Here is a 17,268-nt window from a genome sequence, read left to right as displayed (position 1 = left end):
ATGTACAGATGTTTAATGCCGGTTTATCGCTTCGTTCATTTGCACATTTGCATATCTATTCCGGCAATGCATATACTACATAACTCCGGGGCAATGCACCCGGGGCGTTTGATCTGTCAATTGTTTCATTCGTGAAAGGTGCATTGGCGCTTACTACAATGTACTGACGCCCTTTAACCTGGTACATAGCGGGCAGCCCCTGGGTTTCCCAGGATAGGTTGCCGGTCCATAATACCTGTCCGTTATCTGCATCAAAGGCATACAGCCTGCCACCTTTGGCAGTAGCAAACAGTAAGCCGGTGCTGGTAACGATCATACCTTTACGCTGAGAGCCAATGGGAATACCGGTGCCCTTGCCGCCCAGCTTTGCTATGCGCTCATCCTGCCCTAAAGGCGCCCGCCATTTCACCGTACCGGTGTTCAGGTCATATGCCGTAATGGACGACCACAAAGGGCTCATTAAATTGGAATACTGTAAACCATAATCCGTAGTGTAATGATCTTCGGGCGCCTTCACGCCTTCCGGGTATGTGCGCATCATTTTAGATGAACGCCCTGCAATGCTATCCGGTGCGGCTATTCCACCGGAGGCTACTACCGGACCTGCCGGCATTAGCGGTTCAGGCTTCGGCGGGCGGGCACGCATGGCTTCATTACTTTGAATACCTGCCAGAAAACCATACAAGTCTGTTACACTCTTTTCATCTATATGCTGAAAGCCGGGCATTTGTCCTTTACCAGTGGCTAGGATGGTTTTGAAATTCTCCAGCGGTACGCGGGTACCCAGGTTCAATAATGATGGCCCCAGGCCGCCACCGCGGTTAGCGCCATGGCACGACTGGCAATACTGCGCATATACAGCCTGTGCGCGGTTGTTGCGGGCGGCGGTCATAGGTCCTTCATTGGGCATCAGCTTTTCCAGCTTGAATACTGATGCGTAATCCATGCTGGCTACATACACCAGCCCCTTTCCGGGATTGGCAGCGGAGTTGCCTAAGTTGGCCCCTCCTGTTGCTCCCGGTATAATCATGGTTTCGTATTGGTCAGACGGCGGGGTGAATAAACCCGTGCGTGCTGCGGCGATGCGCTTTTCCCAGTGCTGCTTTTGCTCCGGCGTAAAGTAAGGATTGAGATCATCCTTTCTTACCACATGCCGGGTAAAAGGCGGTATCACTGTGGGCACCGGCTGCGTAGGCCAGGTTTCTTCGCCCGGCATATCGCTGGAAGGCACGGGCCGTTCTTCAACAGGCCATAAGGGTTGCCCGGTCACACGGTCAAACACAAACAGGAAACCCTGCTTGGTGGCCTGCGCCACGGCATCTACCCACTTGCCCTCATGCTTTACCCTAATGAGCTGCGGCGCTGCGGTAAGATCATAATCCCACAGGTCATGATGCACGGTTTGGTAATGCCATAAACGTTTTCCCGTGCGTGCATCCAGCGCCAGCAAACAGTTACCGAACAAATTACTGCCGGCACGGTCGGCGCCGTAGTAATCATATGTAGGCGAGCCTACGGGAAAATATGCGATGCCGCGTTGAGCGTCTACCGATATTTCGCCCCAGGTGTTTACACCGCCTACATATTTGTAAGCATCTTTAGGCCAGGTATCATAGCCGTACTCACCCGGATGCGGAATGGTGTGGAATACCCATTCCAGCTTACCCGTGATGATGTTGTATGCTCTTAGATGTCCTGGTGCCGAGAACAGGTTTTCCCCGGGCGAAGAGCCCAGCAGGATCAGGTTCTCAAACACCGCCCCCGGTGTAGTGCTTTGTACCCGCGAGAAAGTATTGGGATCGCGTCCCAACCCTTCTTTCAGCGATACATACCCATTAGTACCAAAATTGGCTATAGACTTTCCCGTGGCTGCATCAATTTCCTGCAACGTATTGTTGAGGCAAAAGATCAGACGCCGGTCCTTTTTATCTTTACTTTCCCAGTAGTTGATACCGCGCCAGGTAATACCTCCCAGGTTGGCATGGATCCACAGTTCTTTGCCCGTAGCTGCATTCAGCGCTACCAGCGAATTATTTTTTGCCAGCAGGTACATTACGGTATCAATGATCACAGGGCTGAACAGATATTGTACACTGTCCGCCGTGGGATAGCTCCAGGCTACCTGCAGCCGGCTCACATTGGCTTTGGTGAGCTGTTTCAGCTCCATAAACCTGGACTGATCCGCACCGCCGCCGTATTGCTGCCAGCTGGTGTGCCTGCCGCTTTTTACGGTTACATTACAGGCAAACAAAACCAGTACTACCCATACTTTTGAGATACCTCTTTTCCTCTGCTTCAGGCGCATAAAAAAATGACGTGGAATTTTAGCTGTAAGTCCTTCGTGACTTTAATGGTTTGCCAATGAAGGCAGGGGTAAAATTAACTGCGGAGCCTTAATAAAGAACTAATAAAGGATTAACAGCGGGGTTAATGGTGTTAATTACTGTTAACGGCATTAGTGAGCGGTTGTAATGACGGATGAGCGGAGGGTTAGCGAATGAGCGAAGCGAATGGGAAAATTTGTTGCAGGTTATGCAAATTTCTTTTGGGGGGATTGTACTTCGTGGATCACTGGGTGCAAACTGTATGATGATTGGCTTTAAGTAGATCGTTCTCCGCAGATCCGGCTGCGAACTGCACCCGCCTGTTTTGAATGTCTATTGGGCTTTGGAGGTCGTAGGGGCTGAGGGGAATAATGGGGCGCTATCAAGCGAATCACGCCGGGCAAAGGTTCGCAGCTCGGATCCGCGGAAGAACTACCCCAAGAGGAAACAGTGAGGAACCCCAGCGATAGCAATACTGAGATAGATGACAGATAATGAAATGATCGTTAATGACAGGTAATTATGCTGAATGATGGAAAATGTTTTCTCAGGGCCTTCAATCGCTCTGATCTCCGCGGCCCCAGGAGGTCCGGATAAACGGGCCTTTGCCCGGCGTGATACGCTTGACAAAGTTTAACAGCGATACACTGCTGATACGATAATACAATAGCTAAATGGATTTACACAACAGGCGGGTGCAGCCCGTTTACTGGTCCTCCAGGATAGCGGTATTAGTAATGCGGGAAGTTCATTTGACCGTCCTGAAACAAGGCCTTCAATCGCTCCGATCTCCGCGGAATCCGGAGGTCCGGATAAACGGGCCTTTGCCCGGCGTGATACGCTTGACAAAGTTTAACAGCAATCCACTGCTGATACGATAATATAATAGCTAAATAGATTTACACAACAGGCGGGTGCAGCCCGTTTACCGGTCCTCCAGGATAGCGGTATTAGTAATGCGGGAAGTTCATTTGACCGTCCTGAAACAAGGCCCCCAATCGCTCCGATCTCCGCGGCCCCCGGAGGTCCGGGTAAACGGGCCTTTACCCGGCGTGATACGCTTGACAATGCTTAACAGCAATCCATTGCTGATACGATAATATAATAGCTAAATAGATTTACACAACAGGCGGGTGCAGCCCGTTTACTGGACCTCCGGGAAAGCGATACCACCCGGGGGAAAGCAATAAAGCAAAATAGAGACTACCCGGTGTTACATCAAACGAAGAAGGATTAATTATAAGCTTCTCACTCCAAAATCTCCTGGAAGTTCTTCTCAAAATCCTCGCCATACAAACGCTTGTACTCTTTGCCAAAATGTTCAAAGGTATCGCGCGCAAGGGAGTGTTTGCCAAGGTAAGCCAGGGATTTACATTTGATGCTCATGGTGTCTTCGTTAACCGGGTCAAAGTAATAGATGTAGTTCGCTACTTTGATCAGGAAATCAGGGTCTTCGCGCAGGTCTACAGAAGAGGCGAAGTGCATGTAGGTGTCTATGATCTCGTTGGAGATCTCGGATTTGAAAGCGTCCAGCCATTCATGCTCGTCGTTGGTGAGAAAGCTGCCCCGCTGAATGATGTCTGCCAGGCCGCTCATGCGGTGTTTATTGAGCTGGCCTTTGTCGCGCATAATGCCCAGGTAACGGCTGTAATCGATATACACCTTGTCTTCATCAAGATCTATTTTCCAGTAACCCGTGTCTTTGGAAATACGGATAAACCCGATCCTTTCCAGGATGTTTTTTAGCTTGGCAATATTTACGGAGCGGTTGTTACGTGCGCTGGCAGCAGTTTTATCAGACCATAGCAGCTCTTTTAGCTTCTCAGAGCTGATACCCCGCTCCCAGCGGATGCTGTACAAGAGTATTACAAGGAACAGCTCACGGATGAGGGGCGTAAATAATTTCGTGAGCTCCTCGCCGTTGCTATCACGTACCTGGAAATCTCCGAACAGGTGAATGAGCACTTTTTCCTGACCTGGTACTGCAGGCGCTGCGGAAGCAACATCAAACTGCGGCTGCAGCGCTGTTACCGGCAAAACAGGTTCCTGCGGAATAGGTGTGGGTATAACGGGTGCTGTTGTTACAGCAGGCTGTTTACGCCGGAACCTGCGGTAAAGCTGCCAGGCTGCAAACAGCAGGAGTAATACCGCGCCGGCGCCCAGAGCAATTAATCCCGTGTAACTGTTACGTGGCGCAGCTTCCGGCGCCTGCACCGGCAAGGGCGGGCCATATAAAGAATACATGCTGATAGTAGTGCGGCTGGTTTCTTCATCATAGAGCAAAGCCGGTACAATGAAACGTTTGGCAATACTATCGTAAAACACATCTGCATAAGAGCGGATGTCATGGAACTTATAGGGGATCTTATCTCCCACTGCCTGAAATACAGGCTGCGTTAAAGAGCCCTGGATCAATTGCAGCTCTGAATCAAATTTATGCTTGGGAAATATCAGCCCGTAATAGGTATGAGCAGCTTCGTTAATAACCAGCGAGTTGGCAAATACAAATTCTTCCGTATCTATTTTAAGGTCATAGATCTTTTTGAAAGTGCGGGTGCGCACATCAAAATAATTAAGGTCGTACAGGTTCTTAGGGTTCAGCACCTGCCGGCCGGATGGGTTGCCATATCCGCCCATAATGTAAGCCCCATGCGCAGCGGGGCCTAGCGCCGCCAGGTAACGCGGCGTCATTTTGGTTTTGGATGAATCTATCAGCTGCACCGTGCCTGTGGGCATATGATAGCGGTAGATATTGGTCTTGTATAAAAAGAAACCGTAACCGTTAAAAGTGTACAAAGCGCTGTCTCCCGGTGAATAATATTTGTTGAAATGGCAGTAGTTCATACCATCTGTAAACGAAGGCAGCTGTTTATCCCAGGCCAGGGTGGCCGGGTCCAGGACGGCCATATCCTGCAGAGTAACGGGAATGAGATAGATCTTTTTATCTACTGCATTATAATAGGACTGATATTTAATGGAGATCGACTGCGGACCGGTGCTGTACGCATCTGCTCTCATTTTATTTAAGGGGATGGAATAGCGGAATAAAGAATCCCGCCCAATAATATATACTGTTTCCTCTGCCGGGTTAAAAGCCAGGCTGGCAGCACCGTTGATAGTGAACGACTGCAAGGCCTGCCAGTTGGTACGCATTTTTTTTACCCATAACGCATTGTTTACTACACCATTGTTACTGCCCAGGGAATCTGCTGCTACCTCACCATCCGCTTCGTTCAAAGGCCAGTAATGTTTAAGGTGGTCATTTTCCCGGATGCGGACGTTGCGCAGCATCATGGGCGGTACATCAGAGTTCTTAAAATTCTGGTAATCGTTGGCGCCAAAGAATAACTGATAACAGTTCTTATCACTGAGCGCCAGCGGCTGTTCAAAGGTTTGGCCATCGGCCAGCAGGCGCAGCACGCCTTTCTCCTTATTGAACTGCAGGCGGAAGGTATGCCACTGATCCTGTGTGCCTATACCCGGCAGGTCAAACACTATGCGGGAAAAGGTATCGCCTATCACGATCCTGAAATGCCGTACGGGCGGCGATTTATCGTAGTCGTAAATAAGATCGATATTACGGCCGTCATTGGCGATGACGCGCACCAGGTAACCGAAATAATTTTTCTGATTGGGTAAAAAAGATACTTCAAAAGACAGCTCCACATTACCGGTAAAACATAAAGCATGTTCCTGGCCTAGGGCAAGACCCGTGCGCTTATCCTGAACAACCTCATGACTGCGGAAATCAAGTCCATAGGTTTGGCCCAATACCCTGCAGCAGGCAATTAACAAGATAAAAAGGCCGGTTATGAATTTGTGGAATTTAATCTGTGTACACACCTTGTTCAATAAAGCTAAAGTTTACGCACCTAATTTAGCAAGAATTTAGAATATTCCGTTTACCATTCATAAAGGGCTGCAGGGGCCGTTTATAGCTTCCGGAAGCTGCTCTGCTGCAGCCAGGGCGCGAAAAAAGCATTGCGCCACAGGTGTGTAAGGCATGGGCATCATAGTTTTACCGTCTAATCCCGGGTTTTATTTTCGTAACTATAGGTTGCCACTTTATAGGTTTTATTTTCAACAATGGTGTAAAGTTTCTTAATTCTTCCTTCACGGTCGTAGGCATACCGGTAAAACTGGTCATCACTTCCCGGACCGCCGACGTAAACACCCTGTTGCTCAGGTTCAGGTTCTCTTTTGATGGTCCTGCGTTTTAATTTTCCATTATTATAATACTCATAGCTGGTTATCTCTCTGGTTTTATCATCAGTTATTACTTCTTTTTTAACGAGTAAGCTGCCCTGGTAGGTTAAAATATAGGTCCGTTCAAAGGAATGATCTGCCTTTTTCCCTGGCGGACAATGATATGAGATCTCCTGGTAGGTAAGCACAGAATCGCCCTGGTTTGCTACCAGGCGGTAGATCGTTGAATCGTTATTGGCAAACCACTTACATTTCTGAAAGGCTATTCTATCGTTTATGTAATCATATTCATACTTAACAGTGTCAACTCTTTGGGGATTGCTGATACTGTAAGCATAGATAATTTGGGTTATGTCATGCTTATCATTGTATTGGTATAAATCTTTTCCCAGGAGTTCATTCTTCTTATGACTATTCTTTTCAATAGTTCTTCCGAAAGCATCCAGTTTTTCATAAGTCCAATACCCTCTGCCGCCAGTTCCATTGAAATACTTACCGCGAATGCCGGTGGTGTTGGAGTATAAGCTTTTTTCACTAAAAAGCTGCGCTTTTAATATTATAACGCAAAGTAAAAATGTCAGTGTTAAGAGGGTCTTTTTCATGAATCGGCCAGGTTAGGGTTGAGTTAAAGATACAAAGTTGAAATAATATTTGTAACCCGCCTGCTGCCTTAGTGAAAATGTGTTTGTAAGCTCGTAATAGTAAAAGAGCCACAGATCTGACTGCGGCTCTTTCTAATATATTTATACGACCGTTTTTTACTCCTGCCCGGGAAGCTGGGACATATCCATATACACTATCTCCCACTGGTGCCCATCCAGGTCAGCAAAGCTGTGCTGGTACATCCAGCCATGGTCCTGGGGTTCCGCATAGATCACCGCGCCTGCGTCTTTGGCCTTTGCAACCATTGTCTGCACTTCCTCTTTTGAAGAAGCATCCAGCGCTATCAGTACCTCCGTAGTATTTTTTGCATCAGCAATGTTCTTCCTGGTGAAAGTTTTAAAGTACTCTTCCGTGAGCAGCATAGCGAAAATATTGTCGCTAATAACCATGCTGCCGGCTTTCTCGTCAGTAAACTGGGGATTAAAGGTGAAACCCAGGCTGGTGAAAAATGCCATGGACGCTGCCAGGTCTTTTACCGGTAGATTGATGAAGATCTTTGTTGCCATTATTTTGTGTTTTAAGTGATTGATGACACAAAACTGCAGCAATGTTCTTTCCTAAACTTTTACATATGTTGAGAAATGAAAAAATTATTTATTGGCGAAAAAGATCCGGCTCAACTGGGTGGGTGTAATACCGAGGTAAGAAGCGATCTGGTGTTTTTTTAGCCGTTTTATCAGCTGCGGGTATTTGTGTAGCAGCTCCTCATAGCGTTTTTTTGCCGTGTCGTGGCGCAAGGAGATCTCGTAGGGCTCTTTTTCAACGATCCAGTGCTGCTCCATATACCTTATGTAAAAAGCCGCTATATCCGGGTATTGAGCCACCAGCTGTTTAAACGCAGCAAAATCGTATTCCAGCACCGTGGTATCTTCCAGCGCGGTTATGGTAAAAGCCCCTGGCTCAGCTTTTAGCATGGCGCTCATGGAGCCTGCAATGCGCTGTTCGGGAAAGAAATATTTGATGACCATGCTGCCATCGTCCGAAGTATAGTACTGAGAGAAAAGCCCTGTTACTACAAAGGCCAGCCTATTTGGCACCTGCCCTTCGCGTATAAAATTTTCACCGCGTGCATATTTATTCTCTCTGAGCAACGCTGTCCATGCTGCTTCTGCGGCTTCGGTCAGTGCAGCATATGTCCGGATCTTGCGGAAAAATATATCGGTGATCATGATGTACAGTGTTATTATTTACCCCACCCACGATAAAGATACCAATTTTACTTTTTTCAACTGTCCAACACCTTTGATACCGCTTAAAACGTACATTTGTACCTGTTATCCATTAAAGAACAGTAATAGCCCGGAAAGCCCTTGTAATCTAAAGCCTATATAGTGTAGCACTTATTCCATGAGCAAAAAACTTCCCTGGCCCTGTTATTAGTATAATTGCCATATACGTATATGGCTGAACCACGTCATTTAAATTGTACCATATGAAAAGCCCCATCTACTCAACAGATCTGTTGAAGGCGCGCAGCAGCATGTTTGCGTCCCTCCTGTTTTTATTATTGCCATTATGCTTACATGCGCAGCGTCAGCTGGTATGGGAAGAGAACTTTAACACCGGCACTACCTTAGATCCAAAAGTGTGGACCTATGAAACCGGCGATGGCTGCGCCAAAGGCAATTGCGGCTGGGGCAATGCGGAGCTGGAATATTACACCAACCGCCCTGAAAATGTGCGCATTGAAAATGGAAGTCTGATCATTGAAGCCAGGCGCGAAGCTATGGGGGGCAAACCCTTTACCTCCGGCCGTATTAAAACTGCCGGCCGCGTAAGTTTCCGCTACGGCGCACTGGAAGCCCGCATTAAAGTACCCAAAGTAGGCAACGGCCTATGGCCCGCCTTCTGGATGCTGGGCACTACCGGCGGTACCTGGCCGCATAATGGTGAAGTAGATATTTTAGAGATGGGCTTTGCCGGCGCTATTGCGGCGGGCAAGGCTAATAAGACCGTAAGCGCCGCCACACACTGGTGGACGGAAAATCCTGGCGGCTATACCGGCCATGCCACTTATGCCAAAGACACGGTGACAGAAGCCGCGGAGCTTAGCGATGCTTTTCACCTGTACAAGCTGGAATGGGATCCCAACTTCCTGACCATTTTCCTGGACAATCAACCCTATTACAAAATAGGTATTGCAGGCGGTAATGGGCTGGATGCTTTTCAGAACCCATTTTATATTCTGCTGAACCTTGCTGTGGGCGGCAATTACCCCGGTATACTTTCAGAAAGCGGTGTAACGGCGCCGCTGCCCGGCCGCATGGAAATAGATTATCTTAAACTGTACCAGGATGTAACCCAGGGCGAAGAGCTGATCCTGGGCACTAACAACGCGCCGGAAGGCAACTACGGTATTTTTACCGATAACACAGCGGTAAGCGATAAAGTAGTATTTGGCCAGGGTGCCAACCTGTTCCTGTGGAACAACATTACCAGCATCAGCCCTGCGCCGGCTCCCTTTGAAGGCAGCAATGGCTGGGCTTTTCACGCCAATGCTGGTAACTGGTTCGGCTTAGGCGTAGCCAATGATGCAAAGAACATGAGCAACTTTGCAACTGGTAGCTTAAAGTTCCACATGAGAACCACTTCCACCGCGCCGTTCAAAGTAGGTATTGCTACCGATGGTGCAGAAGGCTGGGTGAACTTTACCAGTACCAGTGAACATGGCCTGGTAAGGGATGGCCAATGGCACCAGGTAACTATTCCCGTAAGTGAATTTGGCAGTGCGCTGGATCTGATGCAGGTAACGCAGCTGTTCATGTTCTCCGGCGATGCACCGGCAACAGCTGCTGACTTTTATTTCGATAACATTTATTATACCGGTGGCGTATCTGACAATCCCGCCCCCATAGTGGCTATCACCAACCTGGCTAATGATACCGTGTTCACCACGCCGGCGGCAATTAATATTCAAACCAATGCCAGTGATCCTAACGGCAGCATTACTAAAGTAGATTTCTTTAACGGCACTAAACTGATCGGTACCAAAACCACTGCGCCATTTAATTTTACCTGGAACACTTCCACACAAGGCATTGCACAGGTGATTGCCAAAGCAACCGATAACCAGGGTAAGATCACTACCTCCAAACCTGTAACCGTACTGATAGCAGCACCCGGCAACACCGCGCCGCAGGTAAGCATTACGTCGCCCACTGCTGCCACGCCTTACCGCAAACCGGCCAAAGTAGTGATCAGCGCAAATGTTACGGACGATGGCAGCATTTACAAAGTAGAATACTTTAACGGTACTACGTTATTAGGTACACTCAATAAAGCGCCCTATAACTTTAGCTGGGAAAATGTGGACCAGGGAACTTATACCATTACCGTAAAAGCTACGGACAATGGTAAACGCAGCACCACATCCGCGCCGGTAACCATCACGGTAAAGGATAATAAGATCACGGCAGATAAGTATGGCGTATACAGTGAAGATGCTTCTATCACTGATAAGCTTACCTATGGACTGGATGCTAACCTCTATGTGTGGAACAACCTTACCACCATTGCCAATGCCACGCCGGCAGAAGGTTCTGAAGTAATGGCCTTTACTGCGGCAGCCAATAACTGGTTTGGGTTAGGCGTAGCTAATGATGTGCGCGACCTTACGAACTTCAGTACCGGTTTCCTGAAATTCTCCTTTAAAACTACCTATGCCGGCTCTTTCCGTTTCAGCGTAATTTCCAGCAGCGGGCAAACAGATATTAACTATGCCGCCGCTGAGCAGAAATATGGCCTGGTAAGGGACGGGCAATGGCACGAAGTAAGCATACCGGTAAGCGCTTTAACCGGTACTAACCTGGCAGCCGTTACACAGGCATTTACCTTTTCCGGCGATGCGCCTGCAGCAGCAACCAGCTTTTACATAGACAATGTATATTACACCACGCCCAATGCCGGCAACAACCAGCCTAACCTGGCGCTGAATAAAACCACCACTACCTCCGCTAACGAGAATATTTCCTTTGAAGGTAAGTATGCGGTAGATGGTAATGCAGGCACCCGCTGGTCCAGCGCTTTCAGCGATCCGCAATGGATTGTGGTTGACCTGGGCTCGGACTACAACATTAACCGCGTAAAGCTTACCTGGGAAACTGCGGCCGGTAAAGATTACCTCGTGCAGGTATCCAATGATCCTAATACCTGGAACGGCGCTTTAAAGACCGTTACCAATAACAGTGCGCTTATTAACGACTGGACAGGCTTAAGCGGCCACGGACGCTACCTGCGTATTTATGGTACTGCCAGGACCACGCAATATGGTTACTCCCTGTTTGAGCTGGAAGCCTATGGCAGCCCCTTTGCCGGTGCTGCGCGTACCAGTGGTGCAAGCGTTACCAGCCATCCGGCAGCCACGCACGGCAAATGGACGGCCAGCGTGTATCCGAACCCGGTAGCCGGCGCACAGGCACAGATACTGAGCAGTGAAGCCATTAAACAGATCAAAATAGTGGGCATGAATGGCAGAACATGGAGCACGCAGTTATCGCAGGAAGGGAAATTGAGTGGTACTTATCCTCTTGATGTGAACAGCTTACCAGCTGGTATGTACTTAATACAGCTCATGAACAAACAACATGAAACGCTGCTGCTGAAGTTTGTGAAGCAGTAGTCCATGGTCGATAGTCCATGGTCCATAGCCGGGTGCGCGGGGGTGAGTAGTGCGTGAAATGGAAATAAAAAGGCTGTTCCAAAAGTAATTTTGGGACGGCCTTTTTGTTATTAGTATCCGGGAGGTTTATGGAAATTACCCTGTTCTGCATCTGTGTTATATGATCAGGATCTCCCTTGTTGTTATAGCAATCATCATTTGTGCAGCTCATCCGCCGTTAGCGCTGAAGAAGGTAATGGATATTCCCCTGCCTGCCGGGTATGTTCGTTTGGCGCAACCGGCAAATTCATACGGTGCTTACCTGCGCACCCTGGCTCTGACTCAGGATAAAACTGTTTATCTCTTCAATGGTGCAAAGAAAACAAATCAGGATGCTCAATACGCCGTACTTGATATGGACACCGGCAACAAAGATCTGCAACAGTGCGCTGATGCCGTGATCCGCCTGCGTGCTGAGTTCCTCTACCAGGCGGGAAGGTATAGCGAGATTGTTTTTACTTTAACGAACGGCTTCCGGTGTGATTATGTGCATTATGCCGAAGGATTCCGCCTGAATGTGAACGGCAACCAGTGCCGCTGGCAACGGCAGCAATCCAAAAATTACAGCTATGCTACTTTCAGGCAATATCTTAACCTCGTTTTTTCGTATGCCGGCACCCGCTCATTACATGCACAGCTGAAAACCATCCCTATGTCCGGGATGCAGCCTGGTGCTGTATTTGTGCAGAAGGGTGATCCCTACGGCCACGCCGTTACAGTGATGGACATGGCTTATAATCCTATAACAAAGGATACCATTTTCCTGCTTTCCCAGAGCTACATGCCTGCTCAAAGCATTCACGTGCTGAAGAATCCTGAAGATGGCAAATTATCTCCGTGGTATTCCCTAAAGGCTGCAGATCCCATAGAAACACCCGAATGGACCTTTTACCAGAAGGATCTGAAAACGTTCTAGCGTGTCGCGAAGGAAACAAAGCGGCAAATTGTATTAAGACCAGAGACTACGAGACGCTCTCCTTTTTTAATTTTTTCCCTTTTACTTTTTACTTTTCCTGTACTCCACCGGGCTTACCCCGCTATACTTCCTGAACTGCCGGCTCAAATGGCTTTCGTCTGTAAAGCCCAGCTCACCGGCAATCTGGCTAATGGTAAGCGTGCTGTAAGCCAGACGTTGCTGCACCAGCTTTATCTTATACTGAGTAATATAATGCTGCAGGCTTTCCCCCGCAAACTTCCTGAAATACTCGCCTACATAGTTTGCAGAGAGATTAAAATGTGATGCCAGGTGTTCAATTTTCAGCTTTTCAGGAAGGTTGATGTGCTGGTGAATGTACAGCAGCATGCGGTTGATCAGCGGTTCTGATTCCAATCCCGTGGCAGTGCTGCCTGTATTGTTGGCTACATTGCGGGCCAGGATATTCAGGATCAGCGTTACAAAATGCTGCAGGTTCTCTTCATGATAAGATTGTTTTTGCTCATACTCATCTACCATGCTGCTCATAAGTGTAGCGATCATATCACAGTCGCCCGGATTTTTTACCAGCAGCTCCTGGAAACGGTTATGGTGCGAGAAGATATGTTCCAGCTGTTTAAGCCATTGTGTGATGCGTTCCCGGTCCTGCGCATTTTTGCATTGCTTCAGGAACACCTCTGAGAAGCGGATGGAGCAGAAACGGGTAGGCGTTTCAATGTCAAACCCCCGGCAGTCCAGCGGCGTAAAAAGAAAAATGCTTCCCTTGTGGTAAGGGAATTTATTACGGTTCACCTCACGCATGCCGTTCCCTTCCAGGATCCGCACGATCTCAAAGAAATGGTAGATCAGCGGGCGCTCATTCCAGCATTCCATATCAGATACATACAGCTCAAAAGGCTGGTGTAAAACTTTGTGTTCCATACCTGCCAATTTACAGGAAAAACCTTGTTTTGTCACTGTTCTGCTGTAGCCGCTACCGGTAATTTTGATGCCAGAAAAATTATTGTATCATGAGTTTGAATGAAAAATTGCTGTCGCCATTAGTTACTCCTGCCCTTACATTCCGCAACCGGGTTGTAATGGCGCCCATGAGCAGGCACCGGTCTTTGAAAACCATCCCCAGCCCTTCTGTAGCCACCTATTATGCGCAACGGGCAAGCGCCGGTTTGATCATAGCAGAGAACAGCGCAGTAGCGGCTAACGGTGTCGGCTATGTGGATGCGCCGGGTATCTATAACACGGCCCAGCAAGCCGGCTGGAAACAGGTAGTGGACGAAGTGCACGCCCGCAATGGAAAGATCTTTGTACAGCTGGTGCATACCGGCCGTATAGGCCACCCCTTGAACCATGAAGGGGAAGCGCCGCTGGTAGCCCCTTCTGCAATAAGGGCAGCCGGTGTGATGCGTATAGCCGGCGACCGGCATTTACCCATGCCGGACCCACAGGCGCTCAGCACTGCCGGTGCACAAGCCATGGTGGATGCACATATACAGGCTGCTGAAACTTCTATAGCATTAGGCTTTGATGGTGTGGAAATACATGGCGCGCATGGCTTTTTACCGGAGCAGTTCCTGCATCCGCACACCAACCGCAGAACAGACCGTTATGGCGGCAGTATTGAGAACCGCAGCCGCTTTTTACTGGAGATCGTGGAAGGCGTTACAGCGGCCATTGGCCGGGAACGTACCGGCATCAGGCTCTCTCCTTTTGCAGGTTTGAACGACCTGCCTCCGTATGCTGAAGAAACAGCCACACACCTGTACCTTACAGATGCCTTACGGCAATTGGATCTCCTGTACATCCATCTTTCCGATCAATCCTCCAACGGCCGCCCGCCCATACCGCAGGAGTTCTTATGGGATGTGCGCAAACGCTTTCCTAACCTGCTGATGCTGGCCGGTGGTTATACGGCCGCTTCTGCCGAAGCCACTTTACAATCCGGCCTGGCTGATCTTATTGCGTTTGGCAGGCCTTTTATTGCCAATCCTGACCTGGTGGAACGGTTCCGGTTGAATGCGCCGCTGACACCTGGCGATGTGGATACTTTTTACCAGGGAGGCGATGAAGGATTTATTGATTACCCGCTTATGCAACAGGATACAACGCCCTGTTGCGTGTGATCACAGCCTTGTTCCCCGTGCACTCCCTGTGTAGTCCCTGTGCACTCCCTGTGCAGTCCCTGTACCCTCCCCATTTGGGTAGGTACCTCTCACCTTCCGCCATCACCACAAAAAAGCGGCTGGCGCCCATTTATACAATGGGCGCCAGCCGTCATTAATTAACAATCAGCATATTAACACATCAACACATTAATAAGTGATACCCGGAAAGGTAGCACGTGCCTGGTTAAACTGCGTTTCGTAGGTGGAGGTCCAACCGAAAGCGGTAGTAGCCTGCGCTTTCAGGTTACGGCCTACTGCGCCGCTCCAGAAATGTACAAACTCGCCCATGTTCATAGCACGGGAATAGTCCTGCCCATTCTTCGGAAAATATTGCGCCAGCAAAGTGAAATATTTATTTAACCCTGCAGAGCCGCCCAGCTGGTAAATGGGATAGAACCAGTTCTTGAACCATTGCGTACCGGCGCGGGGAAAGTTATCCGAACCATTGATCACCAGGTTATACCAGCGGGTAGCATCAGCTGTTCTGCCCAAACCTTTATATACATCGTAAATAAAGATCTCTGCCCATTTACTATCGCCCCAGATGCCAAAGGCCGGGGAGTTATGATAACCTTTGGAAGCGCCTTCCACAATGTGCGCTACTTCGTGCGTGGTAATATCCAGGTCGTTGCCGGTACCGGATAACCAGGCGCTGGTACTGTTGGATCCTACATCTATTACGTTGCGGTTATCATGGCTTGCGTCAAAATAAGTGGAGGGATGGCCGCCGCTGTACTTGCCGGTATGGAAAATGGCAAACAAACGCGGGTCTGAGCCAAAGGAGCCGTATAAGCCTTTGGTGTAGCGCCATACATCGCCCATATAAGTATTGGGCCAGGTAACGCTGCTGCTTACATCATTATCAAAATACACGGCAACATCATCATCATAGAATTTACGGTTTAAGAGCTGCACATGCTCAAACCAATGCTCCTGCCAGGTAGCCGGCGGCGCTGCCACTGCGGCTTTGACAGAGGATTTAACAGCAGCGTCCTTAGTGGCTGGCATGGAAATATTATCCTCCTTGCCACAGGAGCTTAGTAAAGAAAATAACAGAACAGAAATACTTAGCATAGTGCTGGTCCTGAACGATTGTAAGTTCATGCGGTTTAGTTTAAATAATGAAAAATAAAAACGGGTGTCTGCGGCTGCCGGGTTACAACAGCCGTGGGTACGGTTCGTGGAAATAAATAGCGCTGCTTAAAGTGGACCTGCTGCTCATCGCTCCCTGATGAGTGAATAGAATAGCAACGCTAATGTGCTCAGCTCAAATTTTTAATTACTGTTATAATGCAGGGTTTTGTGAATAATCGGACCACAGCTGGTCAACGGATTTACCCGTTAGCTGGTTCCAGGTATTGCTGGTGTAAGTTTTGTTACGGCATGCTGTGTTCAGATCATTAACAATAGTGCTACGTACATGCAGCTCCAGCCAGGCCAGGAAGCGGGCGGTTACACGATAGGCATCCGTGTAGTTTTGCGAAGCATTCCAGGCCGGTAATGACCAACCGGCAGGACCGTTATTTACACCAAATTTGTAACGTGCATAATCGGCGATCCCTTCTGTTAGCCAGCCAGGCGTGCCACCGGTGTAATGCTGCACAATGTGCATTACTTCGTGGGTAACTACGTCAATGTCTTCCGGGTGGCTATGGAACCAGGCAGCACTGAAGGTAGTAACATCGCCCGATGTGTAGGCTACGCCGGTGTAGTTCGGGTCTATAACAAACTTCACCTGCTTTGTAGCGCCGGTATAAAAACGATTTAGCAACTTTGGATAAACGGTGAAGAAAGTGTTGATCAACCGTTGATATTCCGCAGTATCAAAGGTACCGTCATTGTTGGTAAAGGTAAGCGTATAACCGTTGCTGGTGTATACCACGGTGCCCACGGGCTGTACAGCCTGTACCTTTACGCCTTTGTTTACAGACAGTTCATTAGTGCCTGGTACGTCGTCGGGTGTAACAAGTGATGTTTTGCTACAGGCAGAAAGTAAAAGCATGCTTACTGCACCGGAGATAATGGAGTTTTTAAGAGGAAATTTCATTTGATTTCGGGTTTTTCATTCGGGAGTTTGATGAGTACAGCGATCTTATGAAATATAAGCCAATCCTTTTTATTTTCATAAAATTTTTTCTGCGAAGCCCAGTGCAATATCGATTTTGCAAATGAATTGATCAATTTAGCTTTCTGTTGTTTTTAGTGATGGAGTGGCCTTCCACCGGAGGTGCAACGACGGACTGCGCCCGCCTGTTTGAATAAATATCTGACGTTGGATAATCGTATCAGCGCGGTTAGATATATTATGCGTTATCAAGCGTG

General features: G+C 48.5%; 11 protein-coding genes. 3 read left to right on the top strand and 8 right to left on the bottom strand.

Annotated features, from left to right (window positions below):
* Nucleotides 1–55: 55 nt before the first annotated feature.
* From BMZ54_RS10340 to BMZ54_RS10320, 5 genes are all read right to left on the bottom strand, one after another.
* Nucleotides 56–2,305 (bottom strand): outer membrane protein assembly factor BamB family protein, encoded by a 2,250-nt coding sequence (locus tag BMZ54_RS10340; protein ID WP_089910226.1) that lies wholly within the window; start codon nt 2,303–2,305, stop codon nt 56–58.
* 1,267 nt (nt 2,306–3,572) lie between these two features.
* Complete coding sequence (locus BMZ54_RS10335; RefSeq protein ID WP_143080961.1) at nt 3,573–6,119, bottom strand: galactose oxidase; 2,547 nt, start codon at nt 6,117–6,119, stop codon at nt 3,573–3,575.
* Nucleotides 6,120–6,349: 230 nt separating this feature from the next.
* The gene (locus BMZ54_RS10330) at nt 6,350–7,132 is read right to left on the bottom strand and encodes a hypothetical protein (protein ID WP_089910220.1); all 783 of its coding nucleotides are present in this window, start codon (nt 7,130–7,132) and stop codon (nt 6,350–6,352) included.
* A 156-nt stretch (nt 7,133–7,288) separates the two neighbouring features.
* Nucleotides 7,289–7,699 (bottom strand): VOC family protein, encoded by a 411-nt coding sequence (locus BMZ54_RS10325; protein ID WP_089910217.1) that lies wholly within the window; start codon nt 7,697–7,699, stop codon nt 7,289–7,291.
* A gap of 84 nt (nt 7,700–7,783) precedes the next feature.
* Nucleotides 7,784–8,362 (bottom strand): Crp/Fnr family transcriptional regulator, encoded by a 579-nt coding sequence (locus tag BMZ54_RS10320; protein ID WP_089910213.1) that lies wholly within the window; start codon nt 8,360–8,362, stop codon nt 7,784–7,786.
* Nucleotides 8,363–8,625: 263 nt separating this feature from the next.
* Between BMZ54_RS10320 and BMZ54_RS10315 the strand changes: the two genes are divergently transcribed.
* Entirely contained in the window at nt 8,626–11,811 is a 3,186-nt protein-coding gene (locus BMZ54_RS10315; RefSeq protein WP_089910210.1) for an Ig-like domain-containing protein, read from the top strand.
* Nucleotides 11,812–11,971: 160 nt separating this feature from the next.
* Nucleotides 11,972–12,766 carry a DUF4846 domain-containing protein gene (locus tag BMZ54_RS10310; protein WP_089910207.1) on the top strand — a complete coding sequence of 265 codons (795 nt, stop codon included), beginning with the start codon at nt 11,972–11,974 and terminating at the stop codon, nt 12,764–12,766.
* A gap of 81 nt (nt 12,767–12,847) precedes the next feature.
* Here BMZ54_RS10310 and BMZ54_RS33555 read toward each other — a convergent pair whose 3' ends face one another.
* Nucleotides 12,848–13,153, bottom strand: coding sequence for a helix-turn-helix domain-containing protein (locus BMZ54_RS33555; protein ID WP_394332708.1), 306 nt, complete (start codon nt 13,151–13,153; stop codon nt 12,848–12,850).
* Nucleotides 13,154–13,794: 641 nt separating this feature from the next.
* Between BMZ54_RS33555 and BMZ54_RS10300 the strand changes: the two genes are divergently transcribed.
* Entirely contained in the window at nt 13,795–14,904 is a 1,110-nt protein-coding gene (locus tag BMZ54_RS10300; RefSeq protein WP_089910200.1) for an alkene reductase, read from the top strand.
* A gap of 189 nt (nt 14,905–15,093) precedes the next feature.
* On the opposite strand, the gene BMZ54_RS10295 is transcribed toward BMZ54_RS10300, so the two are convergent.
* Together BMZ54_RS10295 and BMZ54_RS10290 are read right to left on the bottom strand one after the other, a co-directional pair.
* Nucleotides 15,094–16,050, bottom strand: a complete 957-nt coding sequence (locus BMZ54_RS10295) for a hypothetical protein (RefSeq protein WP_238386545.1) — start codon at nt 16,048–16,050, stop codon at nt 15,094–15,096.
* Between the two features lie 181 nt (nt 16,051–16,231).
* Nucleotides 16,232–16,993 (bottom strand): basic secretory protein-like protein, encoded by a 762-nt coding sequence (locus BMZ54_RS10290; RefSeq protein ID WP_238386544.1) that lies wholly within the window; start codon nt 16,991–16,993, stop codon nt 16,232–16,234.
* Nucleotides 16,994–17,268: the final 275 nt, after the last annotated feature.

This window comes from Chitinophaga rupis (assembly GCF_900109685.1).
GTDB classification, from domain to species: Bacteria; Bacteroidota; Bacteroidia; order Chitinophagales; family Chitinophagaceae; genus Chitinophaga; species Chitinophaga rupis.
The sequence above is the reverse complement of the archived record's forward strand: the minus strand, read 5'-3'. Positions and strand labels throughout refer to the sequence as shown.

What these genes read in the sequence shown, in the direction of transcription:
- BMZ54_RS33555 (WP_394332708.1), bottom strand. Translation starts at nt 13,153, where the DNA reads ATGCTGCTGTACATTCACCAGCACATCAACCTTCCTGAAAAGCTGAAA.
- BMZ54_RS10315 (WP_089910210.1), top strand. Translation starts at nt 8,626, where the DNA reads ATGAAAAGCCCCATCTACTCAACAGATCTGTTGAAGGCGCGCAGCAGC.
- BMZ54_RS10340 (WP_089910226.1), bottom strand. Translation starts at nt 2,305, where the DNA reads ATGCGCCTGAAGCAGAGGAAAAGAGGTATCTCAAAAGTATGGGTAGTA.
- BMZ54_RS10320 (WP_089910213.1), bottom strand. Translation starts at nt 8,362, where the DNA reads ATGATCACCGATATATTTTTCCGCAAGATCCGGACATATGCTGCACTG.
- BMZ54_RS10290 (WP_238386544.1), bottom strand. Translation starts at nt 16,993, where the DNA reads ATGAAATTTCCTCTTAAAAACTCCATTATCTCCGGTGCAGTAAGCATG.
- BMZ54_RS10325 (WP_089910217.1), bottom strand. Translation starts at nt 7,699, where the DNA reads ATGGCAACAAAGATCTTCATCAATCTACCGGTAAAAGACCTGGCAGCG.
- BMZ54_RS10330 (WP_089910220.1), bottom strand. Translation starts at nt 7,132, where the DNA reads ATGAAAAAGACCCTCTTAACACTGACATTTTTACTTTGCGTTATAATA.
- BMZ54_RS10295 (WP_238386545.1), bottom strand. Translation starts at nt 16,050, where the DNA reads ATGAACTTACAATCGTTCAGGACCAGCACTATGCTAAGTATTTCTGTT.
- BMZ54_RS10300 (WP_089910200.1), top strand. Translation starts at nt 13,795, where the DNA reads ATGAGTTTGAATGAAAAATTGCTGTCGCCATTAGTTACTCCTGCCCTT.
- BMZ54_RS10310 (WP_089910207.1), top strand. Translation starts at nt 11,972, where the DNA reads ATGATCAGGATCTCCCTTGTTGTTATAGCAATCATCATTTGTGCAGCT.